The sequence below is a fragment of the Xanthomonas sp. WHRI 6108 genome (genome assembly GCF_040202385.2).
In the GTDB taxonomy this organism is placed as follows: domain Bacteria; phylum Pseudomonadota; class Gammaproteobacteria; order Xanthomonadales; family Xanthomonadaceae; genus Xanthomonas; species Xanthomonas arboricola.
The window spans coordinates 2,081,113-2,107,082 of the sequence record NZ_CP168198.1 but is presented as its reverse complement, the minus strand read 5'-3'; the positions used below and the strand labels follow the sequence as shown (position 1 = coordinate 2,107,082).

Sequence of the window (25,970 nt, the reverse complement as noted above, 5' to 3'; positions counted from 1 at the left end):
GCCGGGCTTCGCTTACCCACGGTCGCCATTCCCGCTGACGCCTCCGTCGGACTTATTTTGAGCACGCTGGGCGAGCGCCTCGCGCCCAAGCTTCAAACCATTCTTCAGCTGCTCCAGTCTTTGACTCCATTCTGCTCGCAGCTGCGCTTCCGGCAGGCGCATTAACTCACCACCCTGTTCGGCCAACATCACCAGCCCGAGATTGCTGGAAACACCTTTGACCGCGTGAGCATGCTCGCGTAGACGTGCCCAGTCTCCGTCCGCCGCCGCCTTACCGAGCTGGACAACACATGCCGCAGCATCGCTGAGACATTGTTGAATGAACTCGCGTTCGAACTCATTTCCCATCCCCAGTTCCGCCAGCTCGTCGAGCACGGCAGGATCGAGGACTGCGCCGCTTGGGGCCGCGCTACGGGTACCAATGCTCAGATCGGTCTGACGCAGCTTCTGGTTGACGGCGATTTCGGCCAGCGTATCCAGCAACTTGATCGCCGCCACCGGCTTGGCCAGGAATGCATAGGCGCCCGCCTGTTCGCAGCTGCGAATCGACTCGGGGGTGACATCAGCGCTCAATACCACGATCGGGGTTCCCGGCTTACCACCGGCCTGCATGACCCTCAGCTGCTTCAACATGTCCAGACCGCTGACACCAGGCATGTGCAGGTCGACGATGGCCGCGTCGTAGTCGGCTTCGGCCAACGCATCCAGAACGGCTTCGCCGCCATCAACACAGGTCACGCGATGCCCTGCTTTTTGCAGCAGCCGCTGCAGCACGAGGCGATTTGCCAGATGGTCGTCTGCCACCAGGATCTGCATGCTACGCACGCGGGCACGGTGACGTAGGAACGGATCGGCAAACGCAATCACGTTGCCCGGTATGGTGGTGGACTCCGTCTCATGCAGCACAGGCGATGGAGTAGCTGCAGGCTTGGCGGTTGCCAGGCCGAACGGCAGTTCAAACCAGAACAAGCTGCCGCCTTCGGGATTTTCCTCAAACCCGATCGCGCCACCCATCGACTGCACCAGCCCCCTGGCGATCGTCGTTCCGAGGCCGCTGCCTTCGAACCGGCGCGCCAGTCCGGTGTCCGCCTGTTCGAACGCCTCGAACAAACGCGGACGCATATCGACCGGCACACCGATCCCGGTATCGAGCACTTCAAAACGGAGCAGCACACCAGCGCGGCCACTGGCCTCGGTGGCCGCCACCTTCAACTGGACACTGCCGTGGTCGGTGAACTTGACCGCATTGCCGACCAGATTGAGCAGGATCTGCTGCAGATGTCCCGCATCCCCGTGCACGCGGGGAGGGACATCTGCAGCGATAGTTGCCTGATAACGCAAGCCCTTGGCCTTGGCCTGCGGCTCCAGGATCAGACCGATTGCCTGCAAGGTGTCATGCACTGCAAAGTCGGACGCGTTGATCCGCAGCTTGCCAGCTTCGATGGCCGAGATGTCCAGCACCTCCTCCACCAGCGCCAGCAGACTGCGTGTGGAGGCTTGAATGGTTTTCAGGCATTCGCGCTGCTCATCGTCCAGCTGCGTCGTTGCCAATACTTCGGTCATGCCGGACAGACCGTTCAACGGTGTCCGAAACTCGTGACTCATGTTGGCCAGAAAGCGGCTCTTGGCCTCGCTGGCGCGGCGCGCCTCGGCGGTTGCACGGGTCAACTGCCGCAGCAGACTTGAGAAATACAGCGGAACGGCGGCCAGACCAACCGCAAGCCCGACCCCAAGGCGCTGGTTACGTTGCCAATATTCGGTCATCGACAGCGTCGTGGAAAAGCTCACCACCGCCATTGCCACCGCAAGATACAGATAGCGGTTGCCGTAGCGCAGGCCGTTACCGACGGTGACCCACATCACCACGACATAGACCCAGGCCAGCGGCTCGCCCATCTGGATCATGCCGGCCGCCATCAACCCGTAATCGGCCAGCATGCCCAGGATGCGACGCGCATCCGAGCGGTCGGGTCGCCACAGCAGCCATCCAAACAACGCCAGGCCAAGCCCGAGGCCTGTCAGCACGATGACCAAGACACCGGTGTGCTGGTGCAGCGGCAAGCTGTGCCGGACGCTCGGCACGAGGACATACGACAGGATCAGGCTGATCAGAACGATGCGGACGATCGCCTGGCCATGTTCGCTGTCAGGTCGATTCATCAACCGCTGCCGGATCCTTCCGAACGGATTCATAGCCTTACACCCCGGGTCGTGCCGATGCGGTCGAGAATTCGCCGCAGATCTGGTCCAGCTGCGCGCGACCGCGCAGCAGCGCATCCACACAGCGTGGGTCGAACAGGCGACCGCGTTGTGCGTAGAGATAAGCCAGCGCGGCGTCCATGGTCCAGGCCTCCTTGTACGGGCGCGGCGACAACAGTGCGTCGAAGACGTCGGCCACCGCCACGATGCGCGCTTCCAGCGGAATCGCCTCGCCCACCAGTCCATCCGGATAGCCGGTGCCGTCGTAGCGCTCGTGGTGACGCAGCGCGATCAGGGCGCCGACCTGGATGAAGCGGTTCTGGCTGCCGCTGAGCAGCTCGTAGCCGATCCGCGGATGCCGCTTCATGATGCTCATCTCGTCGTCGGTGAGCTTGCCCGGCTTGAGCAGCACCGCATCGGGAATGGCGATCTTGCCCATGTCGTGCAGCGGTGCGGCCATCTCGATGATGCGCACTTCTTCTTCCGACAAGCCGAGCTGCTCGGCGATCAGGCCGGCCACGTGCGACATGCGCTCCAGGAAGGCGCTGGTGCCCGAATCGCGGTACTCGATGGCACGCGCCAGCCGCGACAGCGTCTCGCGTTCGCGCTCCTCGACCTCGTTCATGCTGGCCAGCAGACGCTGCTCCAGCGACAGTGCGCGTTGCTTGACGCTTTCGCTCTGCTGACGCAGCTGCAGCAAATTGGCGCAGCGCGCACGCAGTTCGCGCGGGCGGATCGGCTTGACCAGGAAATCGATCACGCCCGCTTCCAGCGCCGCCTGGCGGATCGGCTCGTCGCCGACGATGGTGATCAGGATGATCGGAATATCGCGATGGCTGGGCAGCCGGCGCAGACGCCGGGCGAACTCCAGCCCATCCATGCCGGGCATGCGGTAGTCGAGCAGCAACAGATCCACCCGTCCGGCCTCGCACCACGCCAGCGCGTCGAGCGGGTCACCGAAATCGTAGACTTTCAACTCCGGTGCGATGTCCTCGATGACGTGGCGCAGCATCGTCCGCGCAGACATCTGGTCATCGACAATGACGATGTTCAATCCCAGATCCGCCTTTTCCGACCAGCTTCCCGATGGATCCGCCGACGATACGCCGGCAAGATTACCCAAAACATCCTGCATAGCCGTTGCTCCTCTATCCCGAGAACGGAAAAGCGATGACGCCGGCCGCTGTGCCGACTCCCCCGACGATACGCCATTCGGGGCTCCGCTCTAGCATATGCAGTATCTGTGCCGTCGGCACGCCGACGGCACAAAAAAGATCAGGCTTCCGGACGCATATACGGGAACAGCAGCACATCGCGGATCGAGGTGCTGCCGGTCAGCAGCATCACCAGCCGGTCGATACCGATGCCCAGGCCGCCGGTCGGCGCCATGCCGTACTCCAACGCACGGATGTAATCGGCGTCGTAATGCATCGCTTCGTCGTCTCCACCGTCCTTGGCCTGCACCTGCGCCTGGAAGCGCGCGGCCTGGTCTTCCGGGTCGTTGAGCTCAGAGAAGCCATTGGCGAGCTCTTTGCCGTTGATGAACAGCTCGAAGCGGTCGGTGTACCCCGGCTCGGTGTCGCTGGAACGCGCCAGCGGCGACACCTCGACCGGGTGGTCGGTGATGAAGGTCGGCTGCACCAGGGTGTGTTCCACGGTGGCCTCGAAGATTTCCAGCAGCAACTTGCCCCAGCCGTAGGACGGCTTGACCTTGATCTTCAGCCGCTCGCAATGGCGCAGCAGCGCATCGCGATCGGTGCAATCGGCCGCGCTGATCTCCGGATTGTGGTGACGAACGGCCTCATCCATGCGCCAGCGCCGGAAAGCCGGCGCCAGATCAATGGCGGCGCCGTCCCAGTTCACCTGGGCGGTGCCCAGTACCGACTGCGCGGTGTCGCGGATCACCTGCTCGGTCAGGTCCATGATCTCGTGGTACGTGGCATAGGCCTCGTAGAGCTCGAGCATGGTGAACTCGGGGTTGTGCCGGGTCGACACGCCCTCGTTGCGGAAGTTGCGGTTGATCTCGTAGACCCGCTCCAGCCCACCGACCACCAGCCGCTTGAGGTACAGCTCCGGCGCCACGCGCAGGTACAGGTCCAGATCCAGCGCGTTGTGGTGGGTGGTGAACGGCTTGGCGGTGGCGCCACCGGGGATGTAATGCATCATCGGCGTTTCCACTTCCAGGAAGCGGCGCGTATCCAGCCAGGCGCGGATCGCGCGGATGATCCTGGAGCGCTTGATGAAGACCTCGCGCGCCTCCGGGGTGACGATCAGATCGACGTAACGCTGGCGATAGCGCTGCTCCACGTCCGACAGGCCGTGCCACTTGTCCGGCAACGGACGCAGCGACTTGGTCAGCAGGCGCAACGCACTGGCCTTGACCGACAGCTCGCCGGTCTTGGTGCGGGTCAGCCCGCCCTCCACCGCCACGATGTCGCCGACATCCCAGCCCTTGAACGCGGCATAGGCATCGCCCAGCACATTGCCCTGCAGGAACAGCTGCACGCGCCCGGACTCGTCCTGGATCTGCGCAAAGCTGGCCTTGCCCATCACCCGCTTGGCCATCAGGCGGCCGGCCATCCTGACCGTACGGCCGCTTGCTTCCAGTGCCTCGGAGGTCCAGGTGTCGGCATCGGCAAATTCGGCCTGCAGATCGCCGGCGAAGTGTTCGCGCACGAAATCGTTGGGATAGGCGATGCCCTGGCCGCGCAACGCGCCCAGTTTCGCGCGACGCTCGGCGATGAGGCTGTTCTCGTCGGCGGGGATCTGCGGCGCGGGGGTCTGCTCGGTCATGGCGGGAATCGGTCTGCGATAGGTCGGGCGCGTGCCCGGTGGAGAATGCGGAACCGGGCTGGCCGGTTCCTGCGTTTTACGGTGTATCGGTGACAACTGCACGGCGCGACGGGACTGCGTGACGATGTGCCGGGCCGGTAGCGCTGTAGCTGCCGCAGCGGGCGAGGAACACGTCGCCGCGCGGCAGGCGCGGCGAGGTCTTGCAGCGATCAGGCATCCAGGCGCTTGGAGCCTGCCGCCAGACCGGCCTTGAGGCTGGCCTCGACAAATTCGTCCAGGTCGCCGTCCAGCACTTTCTGCGTGTCGCTGCGTTCGATGCCGGTGCGCAGATCCTTGATGCGACTCTGGTCGAGCACGTAGTTGCGGATCTGGCTGCCCCAGCCGATGTCGGACTTGGTGGCTTCCAGCGCGTCGCGCTCGACGTTGCGCTTCTGCACTTCCAGCTCATACAACTTGGCGGCCAGCATCTTCATCGCGTTGTCGCGGTTCTGGTGCTGGCTGCGGCCGGTCTGGCAGGCGACCACGGTATTGGTCGGAATATGCGTGATGCGCACCGCCGATTCGGTCTTGTTGACGTGCTGGCCACCGGCGCCCGATGAGCGATACACGTCGGTCCGCAGGTCGGCCGGGTTGATGTCGATCTCGATGTTGTCGTCCACTTCCGGCGACACGAACACCGAGGTGAAGCTGGTATGCCGGCGGTTGTCCGAATCGAACGGCGACTTGCGCACCAGCCGGTGCACGCCGATCTCGGTCTTCAGCCAGCCATAGGCGTACTCGCCCTCGATGCGGATCGTGGCCGACTTGATGCCCGCCACTTCGCCGCCTGACACTTCCATCAGCTCGGTCTTCCAGCCGCGCGACTCGGCCCAGCGCAGGTACATGCGCAACAGGATTTCGGCCCAGTCCTGCGCCTCGGTGCCGCCAGCGCCGGCCTGGATGTCGACGAACGCGTTGGCGCCGTCCATCTGGCCGGAGAACATGCGCTGGAATTCCAGCTTCTCGACATGGGTCTGGTACTTGTCCAGATCGGCGATCACCGCCACCGCGGTGTCCTCGTCCTGCTCGCTTTCGGCCAGTTCCAGCAGATCGGCCGCATCGCTCAGGCCGGCCAGCACATCGGCGATGCCGATGACGGTCTTTTCCAGCAGCGAGCGTTCGCGGCCCAGGGCCTGCGCGCGCTCGGCGTCGTTCCACACATCGGGGCTCTCAAGCTCCCGGCTGACTTCTTCTAGACGCTCTTTCTTGACGTCGTAGTCAAAGATACCCCCTGAGCGAGAGCACGCGATCGTTGAGATCGGTGATGCGCTGGCGGATCGGATTGGTTTCGATCATGACGGACTTCCGGCAAACAAGCTGGCTAGTTTAGCAAGCGGGCGACGGTGGCGGAACGCGGTGGCGATCGTGACGGGCCGCAGTTTCGTGCCGGCGGTGGACGTCATGGCCAGCACTGCAAGCTCAGACCGGAACAAGGCAGCCAGGAGGCGGCTCAGATGACGAGCGCCTGGGCCCATCTGCCACTGCAAAGCCCTCGGTGCGATCGCAGGGCTGACAGCCTGGACAACCGTCAGCCCTGTGCGGCCTCGACACGCTGCGGCGTAGGCGCCTGCCCTGCCATCGCCCGTAACGCGGCCAGGTAACGGCGACTGCACGGCAGCACGGTGGCGTCGGCCAGGTGCACGCGGGCGTCGCCGGATTCCAGCGGCTCGATCGCCTGTACGCGTGCCAGCTGCACCAGATAGCTGCGGTGGATGCGCACGAACACGGCCGGATCGAGCCTGGCCTCGATCGCGGCCATCGTGCTGCGCAGCGGGTAATCGTGGCCGCGCACATGCAGATTGACGTAGTTGCCCGACGCCTGGATCCATTCGATGTCGGCGGTGGCGACCAGGAAGTCGCGCCCCAGCTTGCGCACCAGAAAACGTTCCGGACGGTCCAGCGGCTCGACCGGCGGGCCCTCGTCCGGGGCGGCCAGCAGATGTGCCTCGCCCTGCCGACGCCGGCCATACCATGCCAGCGCATGCCGTAGCGCCACCAGCAGGGCAAAGGTGCGCAGATCCTTGGAGAGTTCGTACAGCCACTGCAACCGCAAGGCACCGAAATCGTAGTGCGCACCGACCGCCAGATAGACCAGCTTGCGCAGCAGCACCATGCCGCTCACGTGCAGCAGCCACCAGACGAGTGCGGCCGCAAGATAAAGAGGAACGCGCCGCCGCCAGACATCGGCATGCAGTGGCCAACGCGTGCAGAGCCAGATCAGCGGCGGCAAGAGCAGCAGTGAGACGGTCGCGCTGCTCAGCTCCCAGGTCAGCACCTGCCACAGCAGCAGCGGCTGACCGTCGCGCCGTGCCGCCAGCCATGTGCTCGCGGTGTTGCCCAGCGCACTGCCATAGAAAACCAGCAGCCAGATCAACGCTACCCAGCGCCTGCCCGCGCTGGCATCGCTGTCGGTCTGGTGTGCGATAGCCCCGGACACAGGTGAATTCATCCGCGCATTCTATGCAAACCGCCCGTTTGCCGTCCCCGGTTCGTCCCTGTGGGACCGCAACTGGTCACTCGGGGACGGCATTGCCGCCCTTGGCGCAGCTGCTTGGGGCCTGCGTTGCCGAGGATGCGGGTATGCCTCCTGCCGACACCACCATGACCGAACGCCGTCACGATATCGATGCCTTGCGCGTCTTCGCCTTCGCACTGCTGATCCTCTACCACGTGGGCATGGCCTATGTGGCCGACTGGGATTTCCACCTCAAGAGCGTGCACACCGCGCAGTGGCTGCAATGGCCGATGATCGTGCTCAACCGCTGGCGGATGCCCCTGCTGTTCATGATCTCCGGCATCGCGATCGGGCTGGCGCGGCCGCAGGCCAGGCCCTGGCGCTTCGCCCTGCAGCGCTGTGGGCGATTGCTGCCGCCGCTGTTGTTCGGCATGTTCGTGGTGGTCGCGGTGCAGGCTTATTGCCAGGGTGTGAGCAACGGCAAGGTCAGCCCGGGCTTCGGCAGCTTCCTGTTGCGCTACTGGCAGGTGCGGCCATGGCCGGCCGGCAGCTTCGATGGCTGGCAGCACGGCATCACCTGGAACCATCTCTGGTATCTGGCCTATCTGCTGCCCTACACCATCGCCTTGATGGCGCTGGTATCGCTGACCCGACCGCTGCGGTTGGCCGCGTGGCCGCGCTTGCCCGCCGCGCTGGCGGTGCCGGCACTGCTGCTGTTGCCGATGCTGTGGGAAGCGTTCTGCGTGCTGTGGGTGATGCCGCGGCATCCGCCCACCCACGCGCTGTTTGGCGACTGGTTCGTGCACGCCGAATCGTTCCCGCTGTTCGTCCTGGGGTATCTGCTGGCACGCCGCGAGCGCTTCTGGCAGCTGGCCGTACAACTGCGCTGGCTCACCTTGGTCGCCGCGCTGGTGGCGATCGGCACCGAACTGGGCATTCGCTATGCCAGCATCCAGGGGCAGACTGCGCACCTGGGTGCACCGCTGGCCGCGCTGCCGCGGGAGGCGATCGAACACAGCGCACGTGCCGCCTACACCTGGCTGGCGCTGCTGACGATTCTTGGCTGGGCGAGGCTTCGATTGAATCGCCCGTTCCGCTGGCTGCCGTACTGCACGGAGGCGGTGTTCCCGTGGTACATCCTGCACCAGAGCCTGATCATCGTGACGCTGTACTGGCTGATGCCCCTGCATCTGAATGCCTGGTTGGAGCCGGCGCTGGTACTCGCCGCCACCGTGATCGGCTGCCTGGCGTTGCATGAGTTTGCGATCCGCCGGGTGCGCTGGTTGCGTCCCTTGTTCGGATTGCGTGCACGCAGGCCGCGCCTGGCGGGCAAGACCGACAGCGTGCCGGTGCCGTCATGAAAATGTTGCGCAGGCGTGTCCCGCTTCGGCATGCGACGTACTGGACGGCCCGTCGGCAGCAACGCAAGATGCCCGCCGGATACGCTCTTTCGAAGACACCATGCGCCCTACCCTGCTCGCCGCCACCTTGTTGCTCGCACCCGTCGCCGCCCTTGCCGATGCGCCGGTCGGCATCGCCTTCGATCACCAGGACTGGACCATCGCCTGCGACAACACCCGCACCTGCCGCGCTGCCGGTTATCAGCCGGATGACGACGGCAGCACGCCTGTGTCGGTCTTGCTGACGCGCAAGGCCGGTGCGGGGCAGCAGGTCACCGCCGAGTTGGTGCTGGGCCAGTACGACGAGCTCAAGATGCCGGCATCGCTCACCTTGCGCATCGACCAGCGCGACCTGGGCAAGCTGGCACTGAATCGCGACAGCGGCACTGCACCGCTGACCAGCGCGCAGGTGACCGCGCTGTTGGCCGCACTGACCCGCAGCAGCAAGATCGTGGCGGTCGGCAACGATGGTCGCCGCTGGCAGCTGTCCGATCGCGGCGCCGCGGCGGTGCTGCTGAAGATGGACGAGTTCCAGGGCCGGCTGGGCACGCGCGGCGCACTGGTGCGTAAGGGCGATCGCGACGACGCTGCGGTGCTGCCGGCCGTGCCGGCACCCCAGGTGCGTGCGGTCAAACTCGCAGTAACGCAAGCGGCCGATGCGCGCCTGGGCACGCTGCCGGCGCTCTACCAAGCACTGCGCGCCAGCTTGCCGGCCGATGAGGAATGCAAGGGGCTGCAGGCCGGCGATGCAGCCGAGCCGCTGACGGTTACCCGGCTCAGCAGCGACAAACTGCTGGTCTCGACCGACTGCTGGATGGGCGCCTACAACGTCGGCACCGGTTTCTGGGTCATCAATGCACGCGCGCCGTTCGCGCCGACGTTGGTGACCACGCACGCCAGCGATATCGACGGTTCCACTATCCTTGAATCGCAGAAGGGCCGCGGCCTGGGCGACTGCTACAGCGAGGCCAGCTGGACCTGGGACGGCCGCCGTTTTGTGCCGACCTCCAAATCCACCTCCGGCCTGTGCCGGCTGGTGGCCGCTGGCGGGGCGTGGGAATTGCCGACCTTGGTGACCGAAGTCAAGAAGGCGCCCTGACCGGGGCGAGGACGGTGCGAGCGTGCGCTTGCACTGTCTTGCAAGACACCTTGAGCGACGAACGAAACTACTTTGCCGCCATCATCAGGCAGGCGCTACTTGCGGCATGTACCACCACGTACATGCCGGCTGTGGGTGCGCCGTCCCGTACAGAGCGGTTGATGTGAAGCCTGGCTGCAGAGCCGCGCTGTCGCCCCTGCCGAAGCCCGCGATTGACAGCCGCGCGCTCAGCCAGTGACTGTCGCCGGCTCGCAATGCTCGACGATCAACTGCACTGCGGTGCCGCCGCGATAGTCGTCGCTGACCAGGCGGTACGCCAGCCGCACCATGCGTGCCGGCTCGCTGCCGCGCCAGCCGTTGAAGTGGATGGCGTTGAGCGGTTCGGCGCGGCCGGCGCAGCGCAGGGTGAGCTTGAGATGGCGTTCCTTGAGCAGGCGCCATTGCAGCACTTCGAACTGACCATCGAACAGCGGCTCGGGAAAGCCCTGCCCCCACGGCCCGGCCACGCGCAGCGCCTCGGCATGCAGGTGATCGAGTTCGTGCGCGGCCAGTTCGCCATCGCTGTGCAATTCGGCATGCAGCAGCGAGGCGTCGACCATCGCCTGCACCTGGCGCTGGAATGCCTGTTCGAAGGTCGCCAGCGCGGCATGCTCCAGACTCAGCCCGGCGGCCATCGCATGCCCGCCGAACTTCTGGATCAGGCCCGGGTGGCGCGCATCCACTGCCGCCAGCACATCGCGGATATGCAGACCGGGGATCGAACGTGCCGAACCGCGCAGCTGGCTGCTACCCGGCTCGGCCGGCGCCAATGCAATTACCGGACGATGCAGGCGGTCCTTGAGCTTGGAGGCGACCAGGCCGATCACGCCCGGGTGCCAGTCGGCATCGAACAGGCACGCGGCGATCGGCAGCGCGCCATCGGCATCGAGCACCACCTTGGTGACGGCCTGCTCGGCATCGTCGGTCATCAACTGCTGCACCGCGCGGCGCTCGGCGTTGATCTCTTCCAGCATGCCGGCGATCTCGCGCGCCCGGTTCCAGTCCTCGCTGAGCAGCAGCTCGATGCCCAGCGCCATGTCTTCCAGCCGGCCGGCTGCGTTGAGACGCGGGCCCAACGCAAATCCGATATCGCTGGCGCTCAGACGCGCCACGTCGCGGCCGCTGGCATCGATCAAGGCGCGCAGGCCGATGCAACCCTTGCCCTCGCGCAGGCGGCGCAGGCCGGCCGACACCAGCGCCCGGTTGTTGGTGTCCAGCGGCACCAGATCGGCAACGGTGCCGACTGCCACCAGGTCCAGCAATACCGACAGATCCGGCTCGGCGCGTTCGGCGAAGGCGCCGCGCGCGCGCAGCACACCGCGCAAGGCCATCAGCACATAGAAGATCACCCCGACCCCGGCCAGGGATTTGCTCGGGAAGCGATCGTTGGCCAGATTCGGATCGACGATCGCATCGGCCGGCGGCAATACCTCGCCAGGCAGGTGATGGTCGGTGACCAGCACCGTCCAGCCACGCGCCTTGGCCGCAGCCACGCCGGCGTGGCAGGCGATGCCGTGATCGACCGTGACCAGCAGATCCGGCTGCAATGCGGCCAGTTCCTCCACCAGTGCCGGCGACAGGCCGTAGCCATGCACCATGCGATTGGGTACCGCGTGATGCACATCCAGCGCGCCGAGCATGCGCAAGCCACGCACGCCGACCGCACAGGCGGTGGCGCCATCGCAGTCGAAATCGCCCACCACCAGGATGCGCCGTTGCCGGGCGATCGCATCGGCCAGCAACTCGGCGGCCACGTCACTGTTGTGCAGCAACTGCGGCGACAGCAACTGACCCAGGCGCGGGTGCGCGCCGTGGGTATCGGTGACGCCGCGCGCGGCATAGATGCGGCGCAGCAGCGGCAACATGGCATCGGGCCAGCTGCCGGCCTGCCCGGGCGGGCGCCGGACGATCCGCGGGGTGGAGGTCATTGCGCCAGCTGTACGCGCGGCTTGCGCCAGAAACGCCAGCGTTGCGCATGCGTCAGCGACACGGTTTCGCCGTCCTGGAAATCCAGCACCAGCCGATCCAGTTCGCCACGTGCCATCGCCGCCAGCAAGGGCGCCACCGCATCGTCGCTGAACTGCTGCAGCGAGCGTAGATGGCGCAGGTCCACCAACGCATCCACGCGTTGTTCGCCCTGCGCATCGGCACCGGCCGCCAGCGCCAGCGCACGCAGCAGCGATTCGCGGCTGCGTACCTGACGGTGCGGCGAGCTCACCGCATGCGGCAGCACGCCGCCGCCCCAGAACCACAGCGAATTGATCGCCGGTTTGCCGCTGGCCACGCGGCCCTCGTTCCAGGGGTGTTGATGCAGCAGCACCTGCGCCTCGGTCAGCAAGGCGCGCCAGCGCCGGCCGATCTCGCCGGCCGGCAGATGCTCGAACAAGTCATCGCCGATCGCCAGATCCGGTGGCGCGAACTCCGGCAACTTGGCATCCGGCGACAGCCGCAGATACCAGCGCGCAGGCGTGGGCGCATCCAGCAGAAACCCGGCATCGCCGAACATCGGCTTGAGGATGGGCAGCAACACCGCCAGGTCCTCGGCAGTGGGGCCGAGCGCCTCGCCGTAGCCCATCAAGCGCGCGCCCTGCATATCCGGCACCACATAGGCCGGATCGGCACGCACCCAGGTCGCACCGGCCGCATCGCCGGCATCGAGCTGGCGGGTCAACGCGGCTACCGGCCAGTGCGCAGGCGTCAGCGTGAAGTGGCGCTGCAACTGCGCCACTTCGCCGGGCTCGGCACCTTGCTGGTCGGCACGCGCCAGCGCGCGCGCCACCGGCGTGTCGCCCAGTTCACCGGGCAGGCGGCGTTTTTCCGGCAGCAGCAGCGTGGCGGTGGTCATCGGGCGATGGCGTCGTTCAATCCCGGCCCGTCAGTCCAGATAGGCAACGCTGACCACTTCGTACTCGCGCTGGCCGGCCGGCGCATCGATGGTGACCGAGTCGCCTTCCAGCTTGCCGATCAACGCACGCGCCAGCGGCGAGGAGATCGCGATCATGCCCAGCTTGATGTCCGCTTCCAGATCGCCAACGATCTGGTAGCGCTTCTCTTCGTCGGTCTCGGTGTCGGCCAGCGTCACCGTGGCACCGAACACGATCTTGGTGCCGGCCGACAGCTTGGTGATGTCGATGATCTCGGCATGCGAGAGCTCGCCTTCCAGCTGCTTGATGCGGCCTTCGATGAAGCTCTGCTGCTCGCGCGCGGCGTGGTATTCGGCGTTTTCCTTCAGATCGCCGTGCGCGCGCGCTTCGGCGATCGCGTTGATCACCGCCGGACGCTTGACCGACTTCAGCTGGTCCAGCTCTTCGCGCAGACGCTGCGCGCCCTTTGCCGTCATGGGTGCTCTCATGCTTCCAGCTCCTTGTGCAGTTCCTGCAGCGACCACACAGGGCCGGTGCCGCGGAATTCCAGCGAATGCACCAGCGCCTTGGCGCCGGCAACGGTGGTCGAATAGGTCACGCGATGCTGCAACGCTTCACGCCGGATCGAGAACGAGTCGGAGATGGCGGCGCGACCTTCGGTGGTGTTGACGATATACACGATCTCGCCGTTCTTGATCGAATCGACGATATGCGGGCGCCCTTCGGCGACCTTGTTGACGATCTCGCAGCTCAGCCCGTTCTGCTGCAGCCAGGCACCGGTACCGCGCGTGGCGACCAGCGTATAGCCACGCTCCACCAGCGCCTGCGCCACCGGCAACACGCGCTGCTTGTCCGGATCGCGCACCGACACGAACGCCTTGCCCACCGGCGGGGCCTTGATGCCGCCGGCCTCCTGCGCGCGTGCAAACGCGGCGCTGAAGCTGCGGCCCACGCCCATCACCTCACCGGTGGAGCGCATCTCCGGCCCGAGGATCGGGTCCACGCCCTGGAACTTGGCGAACGGGAAGATCGCCTCCTTCACCGAGTAATAGCCCGGCACGATTTCCTTGGTGGCGCCCTGCTCGGCCAGCGTCTTGCCGGCCATGCAGCGCGCGGCGATCTTGGCCAGCGGCATGCCGATCGCCTTGGACACGAACGGCACGGTGCGCGAGGCACGCGGGTTCACTTCCAGCAAGAACACCACATCGTCGCCGGCCTCGTTCACCTGCACCGCGAACTGGGTATTCATCAGGCCGACCACGTTCAGGCCTTCGGCCAGCATCACCACCTGACGGCGCAGCTCGGCCTGGGTCTTGGGCGAGAGCGAGTACGGCGGCAGCGAGCAGGACGAATCGCCCGAATGCACGCCGGCCTCTTCGATGTGTTCCATCAGCCCGCCGATCAGCACGTTGCCGTCCTTGTCGGCAATGATGTCCACGTCCACTTCCACCGCGTTGTCGAGGAAGCGGTCCAGCAGCACCGGCGAATCGTTGGAGACCTTGACCGCGTCACGCACATAGCGCGCCAGGTCGGATTCGCCGTAGACGATTTCCATCGCGCGGCCGCCCAGCACGTAGCTCGGGCGCACCACCAGCGGGTAGCCGATTTCGCGCGCCAGCACCAGCGCTTCCTCGGCATTGCGGGCAATGCGGTTCGGCGGCTGCTTCAGGCCCAGCTTGTCGACCAGCTGCTGGAACCGCTCGCGGTCCTCGGCCAGATCGATCGAATCGGGCGAGGTGCCGATCACCGGCACGCCGTTGGCTTCCAGCGCGCGCGCCAGCTTCAGCGGGGTCTGGCCGCCGTACTGCACGATCACGCCCTTGGGTTTTTCCAGCTCGACGATTTCCAGCACGTCTTCCAGCGTCAGCGGCTCGAAGTACAGACGGTCGGAGGTGTCGTAATCGGTGGACACGGTCTCCGGGTTGCAGTTGACCATGATGGTCTCGTAGCCGTCATCGCGCAGCGCCAGCGCCGCATGCACGCAGCAGTAGTCGAACTCGATGCCCTGGCCGATGCGGTTGGGGCCACCGCCCAGGATCATGATCTTGTCGCGGTCGGTCGGCAGCGCCTCGCACTCGTCCTCGTAGGTCGAATACAGATACGCGGTGCTGGTGGCGAATTCGGCGGCGCAGGAATCCACGCGCTTGTAGACCGGGCGCACTTTGAGCGCGCGCCGCAGCGTGCGCACCGACTCTTCGTTGGTGCCGGTCAGCTCGGCCAGGCGCGCGTCGGAGAAACCGGCGCGCTTGAGCGTGCGCAGACGCGGTGCATCCAGTGCGGCCATGCCATCGTCGGCCAGCTGCTGCTCGTGGCTGATCAGTTCTTCGATCTGGTCCAGGAACCACGGGTCGATGAACGACAGCGCGTAGACATCGGCCACGCTCATGCCGGCGCGGAACGCATCGGCGACATAGAACAGACGCTCCGGGCCCGGTGCCTTGAGCTCGCGCTTGAGCGCGGCGATGTCGTCTTCGCTGCTCAGATCCAGGCCGGTCGGGTCCAGCCCGATCTTGCCGGTTTCCAGGCCACGCAGCGCCTTCTGCAGCGATTCCTGGAAGGTGCGGCCCATCGCCATCACCTCGCCCACCGACTTCATCTGGGTGGTCAGGCGCGCATCGGCCTGCGGGAACTTCTCGAACGCAAAGCGCGGGATCTTGGTGACCACGTAGTCGATCGACGGCTCGAACGAGGCCGGGGTCAGACCACCGGTGATCTCGTTCTTCAATTCGTCCAGCGTGTAGCCCACCGCCAGCTTGGCGGCGACCTTGGCGATCGGGAAACCGGTGGCCTTGGACGCCAGCGCCGAGGAGCGCGACACGCGCGGGTTCATCTCGATCACCACCACGCGGCCGGTGGTCGGGCTGATGCCGAACTGCACGTTGGAGCCGCCGGTATCCACACCGATCTTGCGCAGCACCGCGATCGAGGCATCGCGCAGGCGCTGGTATTCCTTGTCGGTCAGCGTCTGCGCCGGCGCCACGGTGATCGAGTCGCCGGTATGCACGCCCATCGGGTCGAGGTTTTCGATCGCGCAGACGATGATGCAGTTGTCCGCGGTGTCGCGGACCACTTCCATCTCGAATTCCTTCCAGCCCAGCACCGATTCTTCCACCAGCACTTCGGTGGTCGGCGACAGTTCCAGGCCACGGCCGACGATCTCGATCAGCTCTTCGCGGTTGTAGGCGATGCCGCCGCCGCTGCCGCCCAGGGTGAAGCTGGGACGGATGATGGTCGGGTAGCCGACCCGGGTCTGGATATCCAGCGCCTCTTCCAGCGTGTGCGCCACTTCGGCGCGGGGGCAATCCAGGCCGATCTCGCCCATCGCCACGCGGAACAGCTCGCGGTCTTCGGCCATACGGATGGCTTCGCGCTTGGCACCGATCAGCTCGACGTTGTACTTCTCCAGCACGCCGTGGTCGGCCAGATCCAGCGCACAGTTCAGCGCGGTCTGCCCGCCCATGGTCGGCAGCAGGGCATCGGGCTTTTCCTTGGCGATGATCTTCTCGACCGTCTGCCAGTTGATCGGCTCGATGTACACCGCATCGGCCATGTCCGGGTCGGTCATGATCGTGGCCGGATTGCTGTTGACCAGCACCACGCGATAGCCCTCGTCGCGCAGCGCCTTGCACGCCTGCGCGCCGGAGTAATCGAACTCGCAGGCCTGGCCGATGACGATCGGGCCGGCGCCGATGATCAGGATGGTTTTTAGGTCGGTGCGCTTTGGCATTTCTTTACTCGATTAGGAACATGCGGCAAGCCGCAGGTGCGGAAGAGTGGCCGCGGCGATCGCATCGCGACGCGGCGTGATAGTGCATCGGCTCGGCAGAGCCGAATGCCGGGTTCATCCGGCAGATCCATAGCCGAGGGCGCGCAGGGTGTGCTGCATCCATTGATACAGCCCGAAGGACGCGGCAAAGCTGCCCAGGATCAGCAGCCAGCCGATCCCGGAGGTCTTGCCCCAACGGCGTACCTTGTCCGGGTCGGTGTTCTGCATGCGGTGGTGAAAGGATCCCCCTCCAACCACATAGCCGACACCGAAAACGAAGCACATCGGCACCAGCAAGGCCAGCTTCATTCCGCCGTGCAGCGTGATCGACTGTGCGCCAGCGCGTGCCTGCTCCAGCGGCATCCACACGCCCCAATATGTCAGCGCAACGCCCATCAGCACGATCAGCACACCCATCAAACGAGCGCTCATGCGCGCTTGGCATCCTTGGCCATCAACTCCACGAACCGGTCGAACAACGGCCCCACATCGCGCGGGCCCGGCGAGGCTTCCGGGTGGCCCTGGAACGAGAACGCCGGTGCGTCGGTCAGCGCGATGCCCTGATTGGTGCCATCGAACAGCGACCGATGGGTCACCCGCACATTGGCCGGCAGCGTGCTTTCGTCGACCGCAAAGCCATGGTTCTGCGAGGTGATCATCACCCGCCCGCCGTCCAGATCCTGCACCGGATGGTTGGCGCCGTGATGGCCGGTGGTCATCTTGACCGTGCTGGCGCCGGCGGCCAGCGCCAGCAGCTGATGGCCCAGACAGATGCCGAAGGTGGGCACCTGCCTGGCGATCAGTTCCTGGATGGCGCTGATGGCGTAATCGCAGGGTTCCGGATCGCCCGGGCCGTTGGACAGGAACACGCCGTCCGGATTCATCGCCAGCACCTCGGCCACCGGCGTGCGTGCCGGCACCACGGTGACGTCGCACCCACGGTCGGCCAGCATGCGCAGGATGTTGAGCTTGACGCCGTAATCGTAAGCAACAACCTTGTGCTTCAACTCGGCGCGCACGAAGGTGTCGGAATTCAGATCCAGCGAGCCTTCCTGCCAGCTGTAACTGGTCTCGGTGGAAACCACCTTGGCCAGGTCCATGCCCTTCAGGCCGGGGAAGCTGCGCGCGGCTTCCAGCGCCTTGGCGACATCGATCTCGCCGGCCATCAGTGCGCCGTTCTGGGCGCCCTTCTGCCGCAACAGGCGGGTCAGCTTGCGGGTGTCGATGCCGGAAATGGCCACCACACCGCGGGCCTGCAGCCACTCCGGCAGTGCGACTTCGCTGCGCCAGCTGCTGGGGCGACGCGGCACGTCACGCACGATCAGGCCGGCGGCCCAGATCTTGCTGGCCTCGTCATCCTGATCGGTAAAGCCGGTGTTGCCGATATGCGGATAGGTCAGCGTGACCATCTGGCGGGCGTAGGAGGGATCGGTCAGGACTTCCTGGTAACCGGTCATGGCGGTGTTGAACACCACTTCGCCGACGGAAAGCCCGTTGGCGCCTACGGATTCGCCCTCGAACACGGTGCCGTCTTCGAGGACAAGGATTGCGGGTTGGGTCACGTGGGGGTCTCGCTCTGGCTGCCTGGGACTCCGATGCGCTTCCGGCCAAATTCCGGTTGCAGCAAAGCGCGGACGCGGTGCTGAGGACCGGTCCGACGCTGGTTCGGGCAAGCGAGAATTGTAAAGGCAAGTGCCCCGGCATGCCAGCCTGGAGAACACCAGTCGCCGCAGTGCCACCGCAATGGCGGGATGAATGCGCCACCGCGATCACTCGCCATTCATGCGCGGCGATGCGCCGGCTTACAGCACCAGATCGCGCACGCGATAGCTGCCGGCCGGCTTGCCGAGCAGCCGCTTGGCCGCATGCAGGGCACCGCGCGCGAAGATGTCGCGGTTGGTGGCGCGGTGCACCAGCTCCACCCGCTCGCCCAGCCCGGTGAACTGCACCGTGTGCTCGCCGACGATGTCGCCGGCGCGCAAGCTGGCAAAGCGCGGCTGCGCGCCGCTGCCGGTGGCCGCCTCCCCCAGCGTCAGTGCGGTTCCGGAGGGTGCGTCCTGCTTGTGCACGTGATGCGCCTCGATGATGTCGCAATCCCAGCCCGGCAGGCTGCCGGCGGCACGCTCCACCAGTTCGGTCAGCACCGCAACGCCCAGGCTGAAGTTGGACGCCCACACCAACGGGATCTGTTGCGCGGCCTCCAGCAACGCGGCGCGCTGCGCCTCATCCAGACCGGTGGTGCCGGACACCAGCGGTTTGCCGCGCTGCGCGCACAGCGCCAGGATCGGTGCGAAGCCCTGCGGCAGGCTGAAGTCGATTGCCACATCGAAGGCCGGCGCACCGCCGAGTTCGCTGGCGGCAAAGTACGGCACGCCGTCCACCACGCGCTGCGAAGGCGAGCGCCCCACCACCGCACCGACGACGTGCAGCGCCTCGTCTTCGGCAGCCAGGCGCAGCAATGCCTTGCCCATCCGCCCGGAGGCGCCGTGGATCAGAACTTTCACAGGAGACGGTGTCATGGCGGCAGGCCTAGCTGGGCGATGGGGTTGTACAAGATAGCTGGGAATCGGGAATCGGGAATCGTAAAAGCTGGGATTGGGGAGTCGGGATTGGGGAGTCGTTAAAGCCGGGAATCGGGATCAGGGACTCGTGAGAGCGGATGCGGGTGTGCGCGTTTTACGTGCTGTGGCGCTTTGGCTTGGTGGCGTCCGTGGGGTGCGCGTGGTGGTTGGCATACAACGTCGCGAGCGGCCATGGCTTGGTAAAGGCTGCGCCACTGTACGTTGGTAAGGACGATGAGGACGCATGGCATACGGCCATCATGGCGGCGCCTGGAAGGTGGCGTTTGCCGACTTCGTGACCGCGATTCCCCAATCCCGACTCCCGAATCTCAGCCCTGCAGCTAGCACGGCTGCGGCCTTTGATCGCGCGCGATGGTGTTGGCGGCTCTCAGTCGCCTGCGCCGTGCAGGCGCTTGCTCCAGCTCTCTATTTCGCGGCGTTGCAGGCGGCGTTCGAACAGCGCCTGCCATGACGGCACCAGCGGCAGTTGCAGCACCTCGGTAATGGCGGCGACATCGACATCGCGCGCATACAGCAGCTGTTGCAGGCGCGACAGCGTCCAGTGTGGATGCGGTCGCTGCTGCAGTGTCAGCATGTCGCCGGCCGCAACGTCGCCGGGCTGCAGCACGCGGTAATACCAGCCGGTGCGGCCGGTGTCCTGCACGCGGCGCGCCATGTCGCGCAGGCCGAAACGGTCGGACAGCTTCCAGCATGGCTGACGCAGTTGCGACACCTCCACCACCGCCGTACCCAATGCAAAGCGATCGCCCAGGCAGACCTCGGCTTCGGTAAGGCCGAGGCTGCTCAGGTTCTCGCCGAATGCGCCGGCCGTCTCCAGCAACGCATGCGCACCGAGCTCGGCCTGCCAGGCGGCATAGTGATCGCGTGGATAGTGATGGATCGCCTTGTCCGGCCCGCCATGCACACGCCGGTCGCCCTGCTCGTCGCCGTGCAGACCGTCGGAACCGACGTGCACCCTGCCGTCCACCGCCCGCTTGTCGATCGCGCTGCGGCTACCGGGCCGGGTGAAGTCGCGTGCGATGCCGATCGCGACGCTGTCGATGGTGGTCGCAAGCGCAGGCGCCTGCACGCCAGCGGTCTGCGTGCTCACGCGCCTTGCCCGGGCAATTCGGCCAGCGCCTCGCGCAGCACCTCGCCCAGGACCTGGATGCCGGCGTCGATCCTGTCGCCAGGTACGGTGACGAACGACAGCCGCAAGGTATTGACCTGCGGCAAGGTGGCGTAGAACGGCGCGCCCGGCACGAACGCGACATTGCGCGCGATCGCCCGCGCCAGCAGCGCGGTGCCGTCCAGCCCGGGTGGCAGGGTCACCCACAGGAACATGCCGCCTTCGGGGCGATTCCATTGCACCTGGGGCGGGAAATGCCGATCCAGTGCCTCCAGCATCAGGCTGCATTGACGCGCATACAGCGCGCGGATCTGCGGGATATGCGCGTCCAGGAAATCGTCCTGCAACGTCTGGTGGACCACGCGCTGGGTGAACGAGGGCGTATGTAGATCGGCCGCCTGCTTGGCCTGGATCAGCTTGCCCAGCACCGCTTCGGGCGCGACCACGTAGCCCAGCCGCAACCCGGGCGCGAGCACTTTGGAGAACGAGCCCATGTAGATGACCCCCTCCGGGTTGAGCGACAGCAGGCTCGGCAGCGGCTGGCCGCTGTAATACAGCTCGCCATACGGATCGTCTTCGACGATCGGCACGCCCGCCTCCGCCGCGCGCGCCACCAGGGCCTGACGGCGCGCCAGCGGCAGCCGGCGACCGGTGGGGTTCTGGAAATTCGGCAGGCAATACAGAAAGCGCGCATCGGCCAGCACTGCAGGATCCAGCGCGTCCACCACCACTCCGTCCTCGTCCGAGGGCATGCCGACAAAGCTCGGCTGGAACAGCGAGAACGCCTGCAGCGCGCCCAGGTAGCTCGGCGTTTCCACCAGCACCTTGCTGCCTTCGTCGATGAAGACCTTGCCGAGCAGGTCCAGGCCCTGCTGCGAGCCGGTGGTGATCAACACTTGGCTGGGCCGGATGTTGGCGCCGTCGCGGCTCAGGCGTGCGGCCACCCATTCGCGCAGCGGCGCATGGCCTTCGGTGGGGCCGTATTGCAGCGCGGCCTGCGGCGCATCGCGCAGCACCTGATCGCTGGCCGCGCGCATGCGCTCCACCGGAAAGGTGGCCGGCGACGGCAGCCCGCCGGCGAAGGAAATCACCTCCGGCCGCTCGGTCACCTTGAGGATTTCGCGAATCGCCGAACTGGTCAGCGCCTGCGCACGTCGGGATATCTGAAAGGAGGTCGTCATCGCGCAAGCATAGCGAAGGCCAGTGGCCGACGCGCTGTGCACTGCAGCGTCGACGACGCAACCCGTCCAGTGGCGGTATCGCCGCTGCGCCAACCATCGCCACGCGTCACGACACACGCCTGGGTTGCGGTGGCGCTACCGAAGAACTGCGGTGCGTCAGTGACGACGTGGCGGGGTCGGACCGCAGCTGTCGCAGCCACCGCAGGCTGCGGCGTTCTGCGCGGCCGGCGGCGCCACGCGGCGGCCCAGCGCCCGCATCCACGCAGGCCGCCCATCGCGCAGCAGGCCGATCGCCACTGCGCCGCGCAGACGCCGCAGCGTGCCGGGAAATTGCTTCTTCATCACCACCCACAGGCTGAGCAACACCGCCAGCGCGATGACCAGGTATTGCAGCGTAAGCGACAGATCCACTTCAGCCGGCTCCCAGCAGCACGGCCAGCTGGTAGGTCACCAGCGAGGCCAGGTAGGCCAGCGCGAACAGGTACACCGCGCTGACCGTCATTTGCTTCCACGAGTTGGTTTCGCGCTTGATCGTGGCCAGCGTGGAGATGCACATCGGCGCGTAGATGTACCAGACCAGCAGCGACAGCGCGGTGGCCAGCGACCAGCCATCACTGATCAGCGGCGACAAGGCCTGCGCCGCGGCATCGTCGTCGGCAGCCGACAGCGCGTAGACGGTTGCCAGCGAGGCCACCGCCACTTCGCGCGCGGCCAGGCCGGGGATCAGCGCGATGCAGATCTGCCAGTTGAAGCCCAGCGGCGCGAAGAAGATCGCCATCGCATGGCCGATGCGCCCGGCGAAGCTGTAATCGATCGCCGGCAAGGTGGCGTCGGCCGGCGCGGCCGGGAACGACAGCAGGAACCACAGCAGGATGGTCAGGGCCAGAATGATGCCGCCGACGCGCTTGAGGAAGATCAGCGCACGCTCCCACAGCCCCAGCGCCAGGTCGGGCAGATGCGGCAGGCGATAGGAAGGCAGCTCCAGCATCAGCGGATGCTCGCTCTTGTCGCGGCGCCACTTCTTCATTGTCCACGACACCAGCAGCGCACTGACGATGGCCGCGGCATACAACCCGAACAGGATCAGGCCCTGCTGGTTGAAGATGCCCCACACGGTCTTCTGCGGGATGAAGGCGCCGATCAGCAAGGCATACACCGGCAGGCGCGCCGAACACGTCATCAATGGCGCGACCATGATGGTGGCGAGCCGGTCGCGCGGGTCCTGGATGCTGCGGGTGGACATGATGCCCGGCACCGCACAGGCAAAGCTCGACAGCAACGGGATGAACGAGCGCCCGGACAAGCCGGCGGCAGACATCATGCGGTCGAGCAGGAAGGCCGCGCGCGGCAGGTAGCCGGACTCCTCCAGCGCCAGGATGAAGGCGAACAGGATCAGGATCTGCGGCAGGAATTTGATCACCCCGCCCAGGCCGGTGATGATGCCGTCCTTGAGCAGGCTGTTGAGCGGGCCCTCCGGCAGCGTGGTGCCTGCCCAATCGCCCAGCATCGCAGTGCCGGCATCGATCAGGTCCATCACTGGGTTGGCCCAGGCATACACCGCCTGGAAGATCAGGAACATCACCACCGCCAGCGTGACCAGCCCCCAGAGCGGGTGCAGCAGCCAGCGGTCCAGCGCATCGTCCACGCGCGAGGTCCGCGTCGGCATGGTCACAGCCGCACTCAGGATCTGTCGCACCTGCGCATGGTAGTTGCCATCGGCAGGCGGCGTGGCGCTCGGTGCCGCCAGGCGCGCGGCCTGCGCGTCGATGCGCTCGACCAGCGCCCTGGCACCGCCGCGGCGTACCGCCACCGTTTCCACCACCGGTACCCCGAGCGCCTGTTCCAGCGCAGGCAGGTCGATGACGATGCCGCGTCGTTGCGCGGCGTCGACCATGTTCAAGGCCACGATCATCGGCCGACCCAGCTCGCGCAGCTCCAGCGCAAAGCGCAGGTGCAGGCGCAGGTTGGTCGCATCCATCACGCAGACCAGCACGTCCGGTGCTGGTTCGCCGGGATAGAAGCCACGGCACAGGTCGCGGGTGATCGCCTCGTCCAGGCTGGCCGGCTGCAGGCTATAGGCGCCGGGCAGATCCAGCACCGCGAAGTCGCGCCCGGATGGCGCACGGAACTGCCCTTCCTTGCGTTCGACGGTGACGCCGGTGTAGTTGGCGACCTTCTGCCGGCTGCCGGTCAGCTGATTGAACAGTGCGGTCTTGCCGCTGTTGGGATTGCCCACCAGCGCCAGCCGCAACGGAACGCTTGCCGCGCTCATGCCTGTGCTCCATCGACGCGCACCTGCACGCGTGCGGCCTCGCTGCGGCGCAGGGCGAACCGGGTGTAACCGACCTGTACCAGCAGCGGTTCGCGCCCGACCGGCCCAGTCGCCAGCACCGTGACTTCTTCGCCGGCGACAAAACCCAGTTCGCGCAGACGCCGGGCGATCGTGTCGTTGGGGAGGCGATCCTCCACGGAATCCACGATGGCGGCGCGATGCAAGGGCATGTCGGACAGCGTCACAAAGACGGCCTGATTGTTAGGAATGGTTCTCAATTCTAGCATCGACGCACCGCGTCATGGCTCAGCCGACCCGTGCCGCTATCATGGTTCGCATCCCATTCATGGACGTTGACGCAATGCAGGACACCGGCTTGATCGTGGAGGACCAGGGAGCGGTCCGCACGTTGCGACTGCACCGCCCGGCGGTGCACAACGCCTTCGATGCGACCTTGATCGGCGCGCTCACCGACGCCTTGCAGCAGGCCGGCCGGGCAGCGCAGATCCGCGTCGTCGTGATCACCGGTGCCGGCGCTGCGTTCTCTGCGGGCGCCGACCTGAACTGGATGCGCGGCATGGCCGGTGCCAGCGAGGCCGACAACGCGGCCGATGCGCTCGCCCTGGCGCGCTTGATGCGCACGCTGGACGAGTTGCCCAAGCCGACCATCGCGCGCGTCAACGGCGCGGCGTTCGGCGGCGGCGTGGGCCTGGTGGCGTGCTGTGATATCGCCATCGGCTGCACCGAGGCGCGCTTCGGCCTGACCGAGAGCAAGCTCGGCCTGCTGCCGGCGGTGATTTCACCGTATGTGATCGCCGCGATCGGCGCGCGCCAGGCACGGCGCTGGTTCGCCACTGCCGAGATCTTCGATGCGGCCACCGCGCAGCTGCTGGGCCTGTTGCATCAACTGGTCGCCGCCGACCAATTGGATATCGCGGTGGAGCGCCAGGTCCGCCTGTTGCTGGCGGCCGCCCCATTGGCCGCGGCCAGCGCCAAGGCGCTGGTGCGCGCGGTGCTGCCACCGATCGACCGCGACGCCATCGACGCTGCCAATGCCGCGTGGATCGCGCGCCTGCGCGTTTCCGCGGAAGGCCAGGAAGGCCTGGGCGCCTTCCTCGACAAGCGCAGCCCGGCCTGGGTGCCAGAGGGCGCGGCGTGAGCGACTTCGTCCGCATTGTCGAGGTCGGCCCGCGCGATGGCCTGCAGAACGAAGCGACGCCGATCGCCACCGCCGACAAGATCGCCTTGATCGATCAACTCTCCGCGACCGGGCTGCGCAGCATCGAGGCGACCAGCTTCGTCAGCCCGCGCTGGGTGCCGCAGCTGGCCGATGCGGCCGAGGTGTTCGCCGGCATCACCCAGGCGTCGGGCATCGCCTATCCGGTGCTGGTGCCGAACCTGCAGGGCTATGCGCGCGCACGCGCCGCCGGTGCGCAAGAGGTGGCGGTGTTCACCGCGGCGTCGGAGGCCTTCAATCGCACCAATACCAACGCCGGCATCGACGAATCGATCGCGCGCTTTCGGCCGATCCTGGAGCAGGCCGCGCTCGACGGCGTGCGCGTGCGCGGTTACGTCTCCACCGTGCTGGGCTGCCCGTATCAGGGCGAGGTGCCGGTGGCCGACGTGGTCGATGTCGCGCAACGGCTGTACGCACTGGGCTGCTACGAGATTTCGCTGGGCGACACCATCGGCGTCGGTACGCCGGCCAAGGCACGCCAGATGCTGGCCGCGGTGGCGCAGGCGGTCCCGATGCCGGCATTGGCCGTGCACTTCCACGACACCTACGGCCAGGCGCTGGCCAACATCGCCGCCTGCCTGGAGCAAGGCGTGCGCGTGGTCGATGCGGCGGTGTCCGGTGCCGGCGGCTGCCCCTACGCCAAGGGCGCCAGCGGCAATGTGGCTAGCGAAGACGTGGTGTATCTGCTGCATGGGCTGGGCATGTCGACCGGCATCGACCTGCCTGCCCTCGCCCGTACCGGCCGCTGGCTGGCGCAGTTGCTGGGCCGCGAGACCGGCAGCAAGGTCGGCAAGGCCTTGGCGGCGGCCGGCTGAGATTTCAGTCCCCGCACGCCGCCACGCCCGCGCATCTTCCAGGGCGGTCACACGGACGCTTCGGCTAGAATCGCCGGCTGCGTCGTCACCCGTTCGCCTGCCGGCATCCACCGGCTTCCAG

The 25,970-nt window shown here is 66.5% G+C and carries 21 protein-coding genes; 4 read left to right on the top strand and 17 right to left on the bottom strand.

The features are described from left to right. Positions 1–12: 12 nt before the first annotated feature. The 5 genes from ABQ039_RS09100 to ABQ039_RS09080 form a co-directional block, all read right to left on the bottom strand. Positions 13–2,160, bottom strand: coding sequence for an ATP-binding protein (locus tag ABQ039_RS09100; RefSeq protein WP_231110660.1), 2,148 nt, complete (start codon positions 2,158–2,160; stop codon positions 13–15). Between the two features lie 37 nt (positions 2,161–2,197). Next, positions 2,198–3,334 (bottom strand): HD-GYP domain-containing protein, encoded by a 1,137-nt coding sequence (locus ABQ039_RS09095; RefSeq protein ID WP_029219717.1) that lies wholly within the window; start codon positions 3,332–3,334, stop codon positions 2,198–2,200. A 140-nt stretch (positions 3,335–3,474) separates the two neighbouring features. Further along, complete coding sequence (gene lysS / locus ABQ039_RS09090; RefSeq protein ID WP_046342469.1) at positions 3,475–4,992, bottom strand: lysine--tRNA ligase; 1,518 nt, start codon at positions 4,990–4,992, stop codon at positions 3,475–3,477. Positions 4,993–5,201: 209 nt separating this feature from the next. Beyond that, positions 5,202–6,327, bottom strand: a protein-coding gene (gene prfB, locus ABQ039_RS09085; RefSeq protein WP_102252050.1) for a peptide chain release factor 2 whose coding sequence is annotated in 2 segments (ribosomal slippage) — positions 5,202–6,251 and positions 6,253–6,327 — 1,125 coding nt in all. Because the reading frame shifts where the segments join, the coding sequence is not laid out codon by codon here. A gap of 232 nt (positions 6,328–6,559) precedes the next feature. Next, the gene (locus ABQ039_RS09080; protein WP_238601196.1) at positions 6,560–7,480 is read right to left on the bottom strand and encodes a LytTR family DNA-binding domain-containing protein; all 921 of its coding nucleotides are present in this window, start codon (positions 7,478–7,480) and stop codon (positions 6,560–6,562) included. Between the two features lie 152 nt (positions 7,481–7,632). Between ABQ039_RS09080 and ABQ039_RS09075 the strand changes: the two genes are divergently transcribed. Together ABQ039_RS09075 and ABQ039_RS09070 are read left to right on the top strand one after the other, a co-directional pair. After that, the gene (locus ABQ039_RS09075) at positions 7,633–8,847 is read left to right on the top strand and encodes an acyltransferase family protein (protein WP_349777925.1); all 1,215 of its coding nucleotides are present in this window, start codon (positions 7,633–7,635) and stop codon (positions 8,845–8,847) included. Between the two features lie 100 nt (positions 8,848–8,947). Next, positions 8,948–9,985 (top strand): DUF1176 domain-containing protein, encoded by a 1,038-nt coding sequence (locus tag ABQ039_RS09070; RefSeq protein WP_046342465.1) that lies wholly within the window; start codon positions 8,948–8,950, stop codon positions 9,983–9,985. A 227-nt stretch (positions 9,986–10,212) separates the two neighbouring features. On the opposite strand, the gene recJ is transcribed toward ABQ039_RS09070, so the two are convergent. The 12 genes from recJ to ABQ039_RS09010 all read right to left on the bottom strand — a co-directional run bounded on the left by recJ (position 10,213) and on the right by ABQ039_RS09010 (position 24,042). Next, a complete protein-coding gene (gene recJ, locus ABQ039_RS09065) occupies positions 10,213–11,952 on the bottom strand; it encodes a single-stranded-DNA-specific exonuclease RecJ (RefSeq protein WP_065032245.1) in 1,740 nt (579 codons plus the stop codon). Beyond that, a complete protein-coding gene (locus tag ABQ039_RS09060; protein ID WP_104589248.1) occupies positions 11,949–12,869 on the bottom strand; it encodes a phosphoglycerate mutase in 921 nt (306 codons plus the stop codon). Before ABQ039_RS09060 ends, recJ begins: the two co-directional genes overlap by 4 nt. Positions 12,870–12,899: 30 nt before the next feature. Next, on the bottom strand, positions 12,900–13,364 hold the full coding sequence (gene greA, locus ABQ039_RS09055; protein ID WP_024937720.1) for a transcription elongation factor GreA: 465 nt from the start codon (positions 13,362–13,364) through the stop codon (positions 12,900–12,902). 8 nt (positions 13,365–13,372) lie between these two features. Continuing rightward, positions 13,373–16,615, bottom strand: a complete 3,243-nt coding sequence (gene carB / locus ABQ039_RS09050) for a carbamoyl-phosphate synthase large subunit (RefSeq protein WP_046342459.1) — start codon at positions 16,613–16,615, stop codon at positions 13,373–13,375. A gap of 114 nt (positions 16,616–16,729) precedes the next feature. Then, complete coding sequence (locus ABQ039_RS09045; RefSeq protein WP_065032247.1) at positions 16,730–17,086, bottom strand: hypothetical protein; 357 nt, start codon at positions 17,084–17,086, stop codon at positions 16,730–16,732. Next, on the bottom strand, positions 17,083–18,216 hold the full coding sequence (gene carA / locus ABQ039_RS09040; protein WP_024937723.1) for a glutamine-hydrolyzing carbamoyl-phosphate synthase small subunit: 1,134 nt from the start codon (positions 18,214–18,216) through the stop codon (positions 17,083–17,085). Before carA ends, ABQ039_RS09045 begins: the two co-directional genes overlap by 4 nt. Before the next feature lie 240 nt (positions 18,217–18,456). Further along, positions 18,457–19,173: a 4-hydroxy-tetrahydrodipicolinate reductase gene (dapB, locus tag ABQ039_RS09035; RefSeq protein ID WP_102257034.1), complete on the bottom strand. Its 717-nt coding sequence runs from the start codon at positions 19,171–19,173 to the stop codon at positions 18,457–18,459. Between the two features lie 430 nt (positions 19,174–19,603). Continuing rightward, complete coding sequence (locus ABQ039_RS09030; protein WP_349777837.1) at positions 19,604–20,326, bottom strand: MOSC domain-containing protein; 723 nt, start codon at positions 20,324–20,326, stop codon at positions 19,604–19,606. Then, complete coding sequence (locus tag ABQ039_RS09025) at positions 20,323–21,525, bottom strand: PLP-dependent aminotransferase family protein (RefSeq protein WP_349777838.1); 1,203 nt, start codon at positions 21,523–21,525, stop codon at positions 20,323–20,325. Before ABQ039_RS09025 ends, ABQ039_RS09030 begins: the two co-directional genes overlap by 4 nt. A gap of 156 nt (positions 21,526–21,681) precedes the next feature. Continuing rightward, positions 21,682–21,936, bottom strand: a complete 255-nt coding sequence (locus ABQ039_RS09020) for a DUF6587 family protein (RefSeq protein WP_065032251.1) — start codon at positions 21,934–21,936, stop codon at positions 21,682–21,684. 1 nt (position 21,937) lies between these two features. Next, the gene (locus ABQ039_RS09015; RefSeq protein WP_065032252.1) at positions 21,938–23,797 is read right to left on the bottom strand and encodes a ferrous iron transporter B; all 1,860 of its coding nucleotides are present in this window, start codon (positions 23,795–23,797) and stop codon (positions 21,938–21,940) included. Then, complete coding sequence (locus tag ABQ039_RS09010) at positions 23,794–24,042, bottom strand: FeoA family protein (RefSeq protein ID WP_016904358.1); 249 nt, start codon at positions 24,040–24,042, stop codon at positions 23,794–23,796. Before ABQ039_RS09010 ends, ABQ039_RS09015 begins: the two co-directional genes overlap by 4 nt. Positions 24,043–24,158: 116 nt before the next feature. Between ABQ039_RS09010 and ABQ039_RS09005 the strand changes: the two genes are divergently transcribed. Beyond that, positions 24,159–24,956, top strand: a complete 798-nt coding sequence (locus ABQ039_RS09005) for an enoyl-CoA hydratase-related protein (RefSeq protein ID WP_039521374.1) — start codon at positions 24,159–24,161, stop codon at positions 24,954–24,956. Beyond that, the gene (locus ABQ039_RS09000) at positions 24,953–25,849 is read left to right on the top strand and encodes a hydroxymethylglutaryl-CoA lyase (RefSeq protein ID WP_349777839.1); all 897 of its coding nucleotides are present in this window, start codon (positions 24,953–24,955) and stop codon (positions 25,847–25,849) included. Before ABQ039_RS09005 ends, ABQ039_RS09000 begins: the two co-directional genes overlap by 4 nt. Positions 25,850–25,970: the final 121 nt, after the last annotated feature.

Excerpts from the sequence above, each read along its gene's own strand:
- ABQ039_RS09025 (WP_349777838.1), bottom strand. The coding sequence starts at position 21,525 with ATGACGACCTCCTTTCAGATATCCCGACGTGCGCAGGCGCTGACCAGT.
- ABQ039_RS09005 (WP_039521374.1), top strand. The coding sequence starts at position 24,159 with ATGCAGGACACCGGCTTGATCGTGGAGGACCAGGGAGCGGTCCGCACG.
- ABQ039_RS09060 (WP_104589248.1), bottom strand. The coding sequence starts at position 12,869 with ATGACCACCGCCACGCTGCTGCTGCCGGAAAAACGCCGCCTGCCCGGT.
- recJ (WP_065032245.1), bottom strand. The coding sequence starts at position 11,952 with ATGACCTCCACCCCGCGGATCGTCCGGCGCCCGCCCGGGCAGGCCGGC.
- carB (WP_046342459.1), bottom strand. The coding sequence starts at position 16,615 with ATGCCAAAGCGCACCGACCTAAAAACCATCCTGATCATCGGCGCCGGC.
- ABQ039_RS09070 (WP_046342465.1), top strand. The coding sequence starts at position 8,948 with ATGCGCCCTACCCTGCTCGCCGCCACCTTGTTGCTCGCACCCGTCGCC.
- ABQ039_RS09080 (WP_238601196.1), bottom strand. The coding sequence starts at position 7,480 with ATGAATTCACCTGTGTCCGGGGCTATCGCACACCAGACCGACAGCGAT.
- dapB (WP_102257034.1), bottom strand. The coding sequence starts at position 19,173 with ATGACACCGTCTCCTGTGAAAGTTCTGATCCACGGCGCCTCCGGGCGG.
- ABQ039_RS09015 (WP_065032252.1), bottom strand. The coding sequence starts at position 23,797 with ATGAGCGCGGCAAGCGTTCCGTTGCGGCTGGCGCTGGTGGGCAATCCC.
- ABQ039_RS09100 (WP_231110660.1), bottom strand. The coding sequence starts at position 2,160 with ATGAATCGACCTGACAGCGAACATGGCCAGGCGATCGTCCGCATCGTT.
- greA (WP_024937720.1), bottom strand. The coding sequence starts at position 13,364 with ATGACGGCAAAGGGCGCGCAGCGTCTGCGCGAAGAGCTGGACCAGCTG.
- ABQ039_RS09095 (WP_029219717.1), bottom strand. The coding sequence starts at position 3,334 with ATGCAGGATGTTTTGGGTAATCTTGCCGGCGTATCGTCGGCGGATCCA.
- ABQ039_RS09075 (WP_349777925.1), top strand. The coding sequence starts at position 7,633 with ATGACCGAACGCCGTCACGATATCGATGCCTTGCGCGTCTTCGCCTTC.
- ABQ039_RS09045 (WP_065032247.1), bottom strand. The coding sequence starts at position 17,086 with ATGAGCGCTCGTTTGATGGGTGTGCTGATCGTGCTGATGGGCGTTGCG.
- lysS (WP_046342469.1), bottom strand. The coding sequence starts at position 4,992 with ATGACCGAGCAGACCCCCGCGCCGCAGATCCCCGCCGACGAGAACAGC.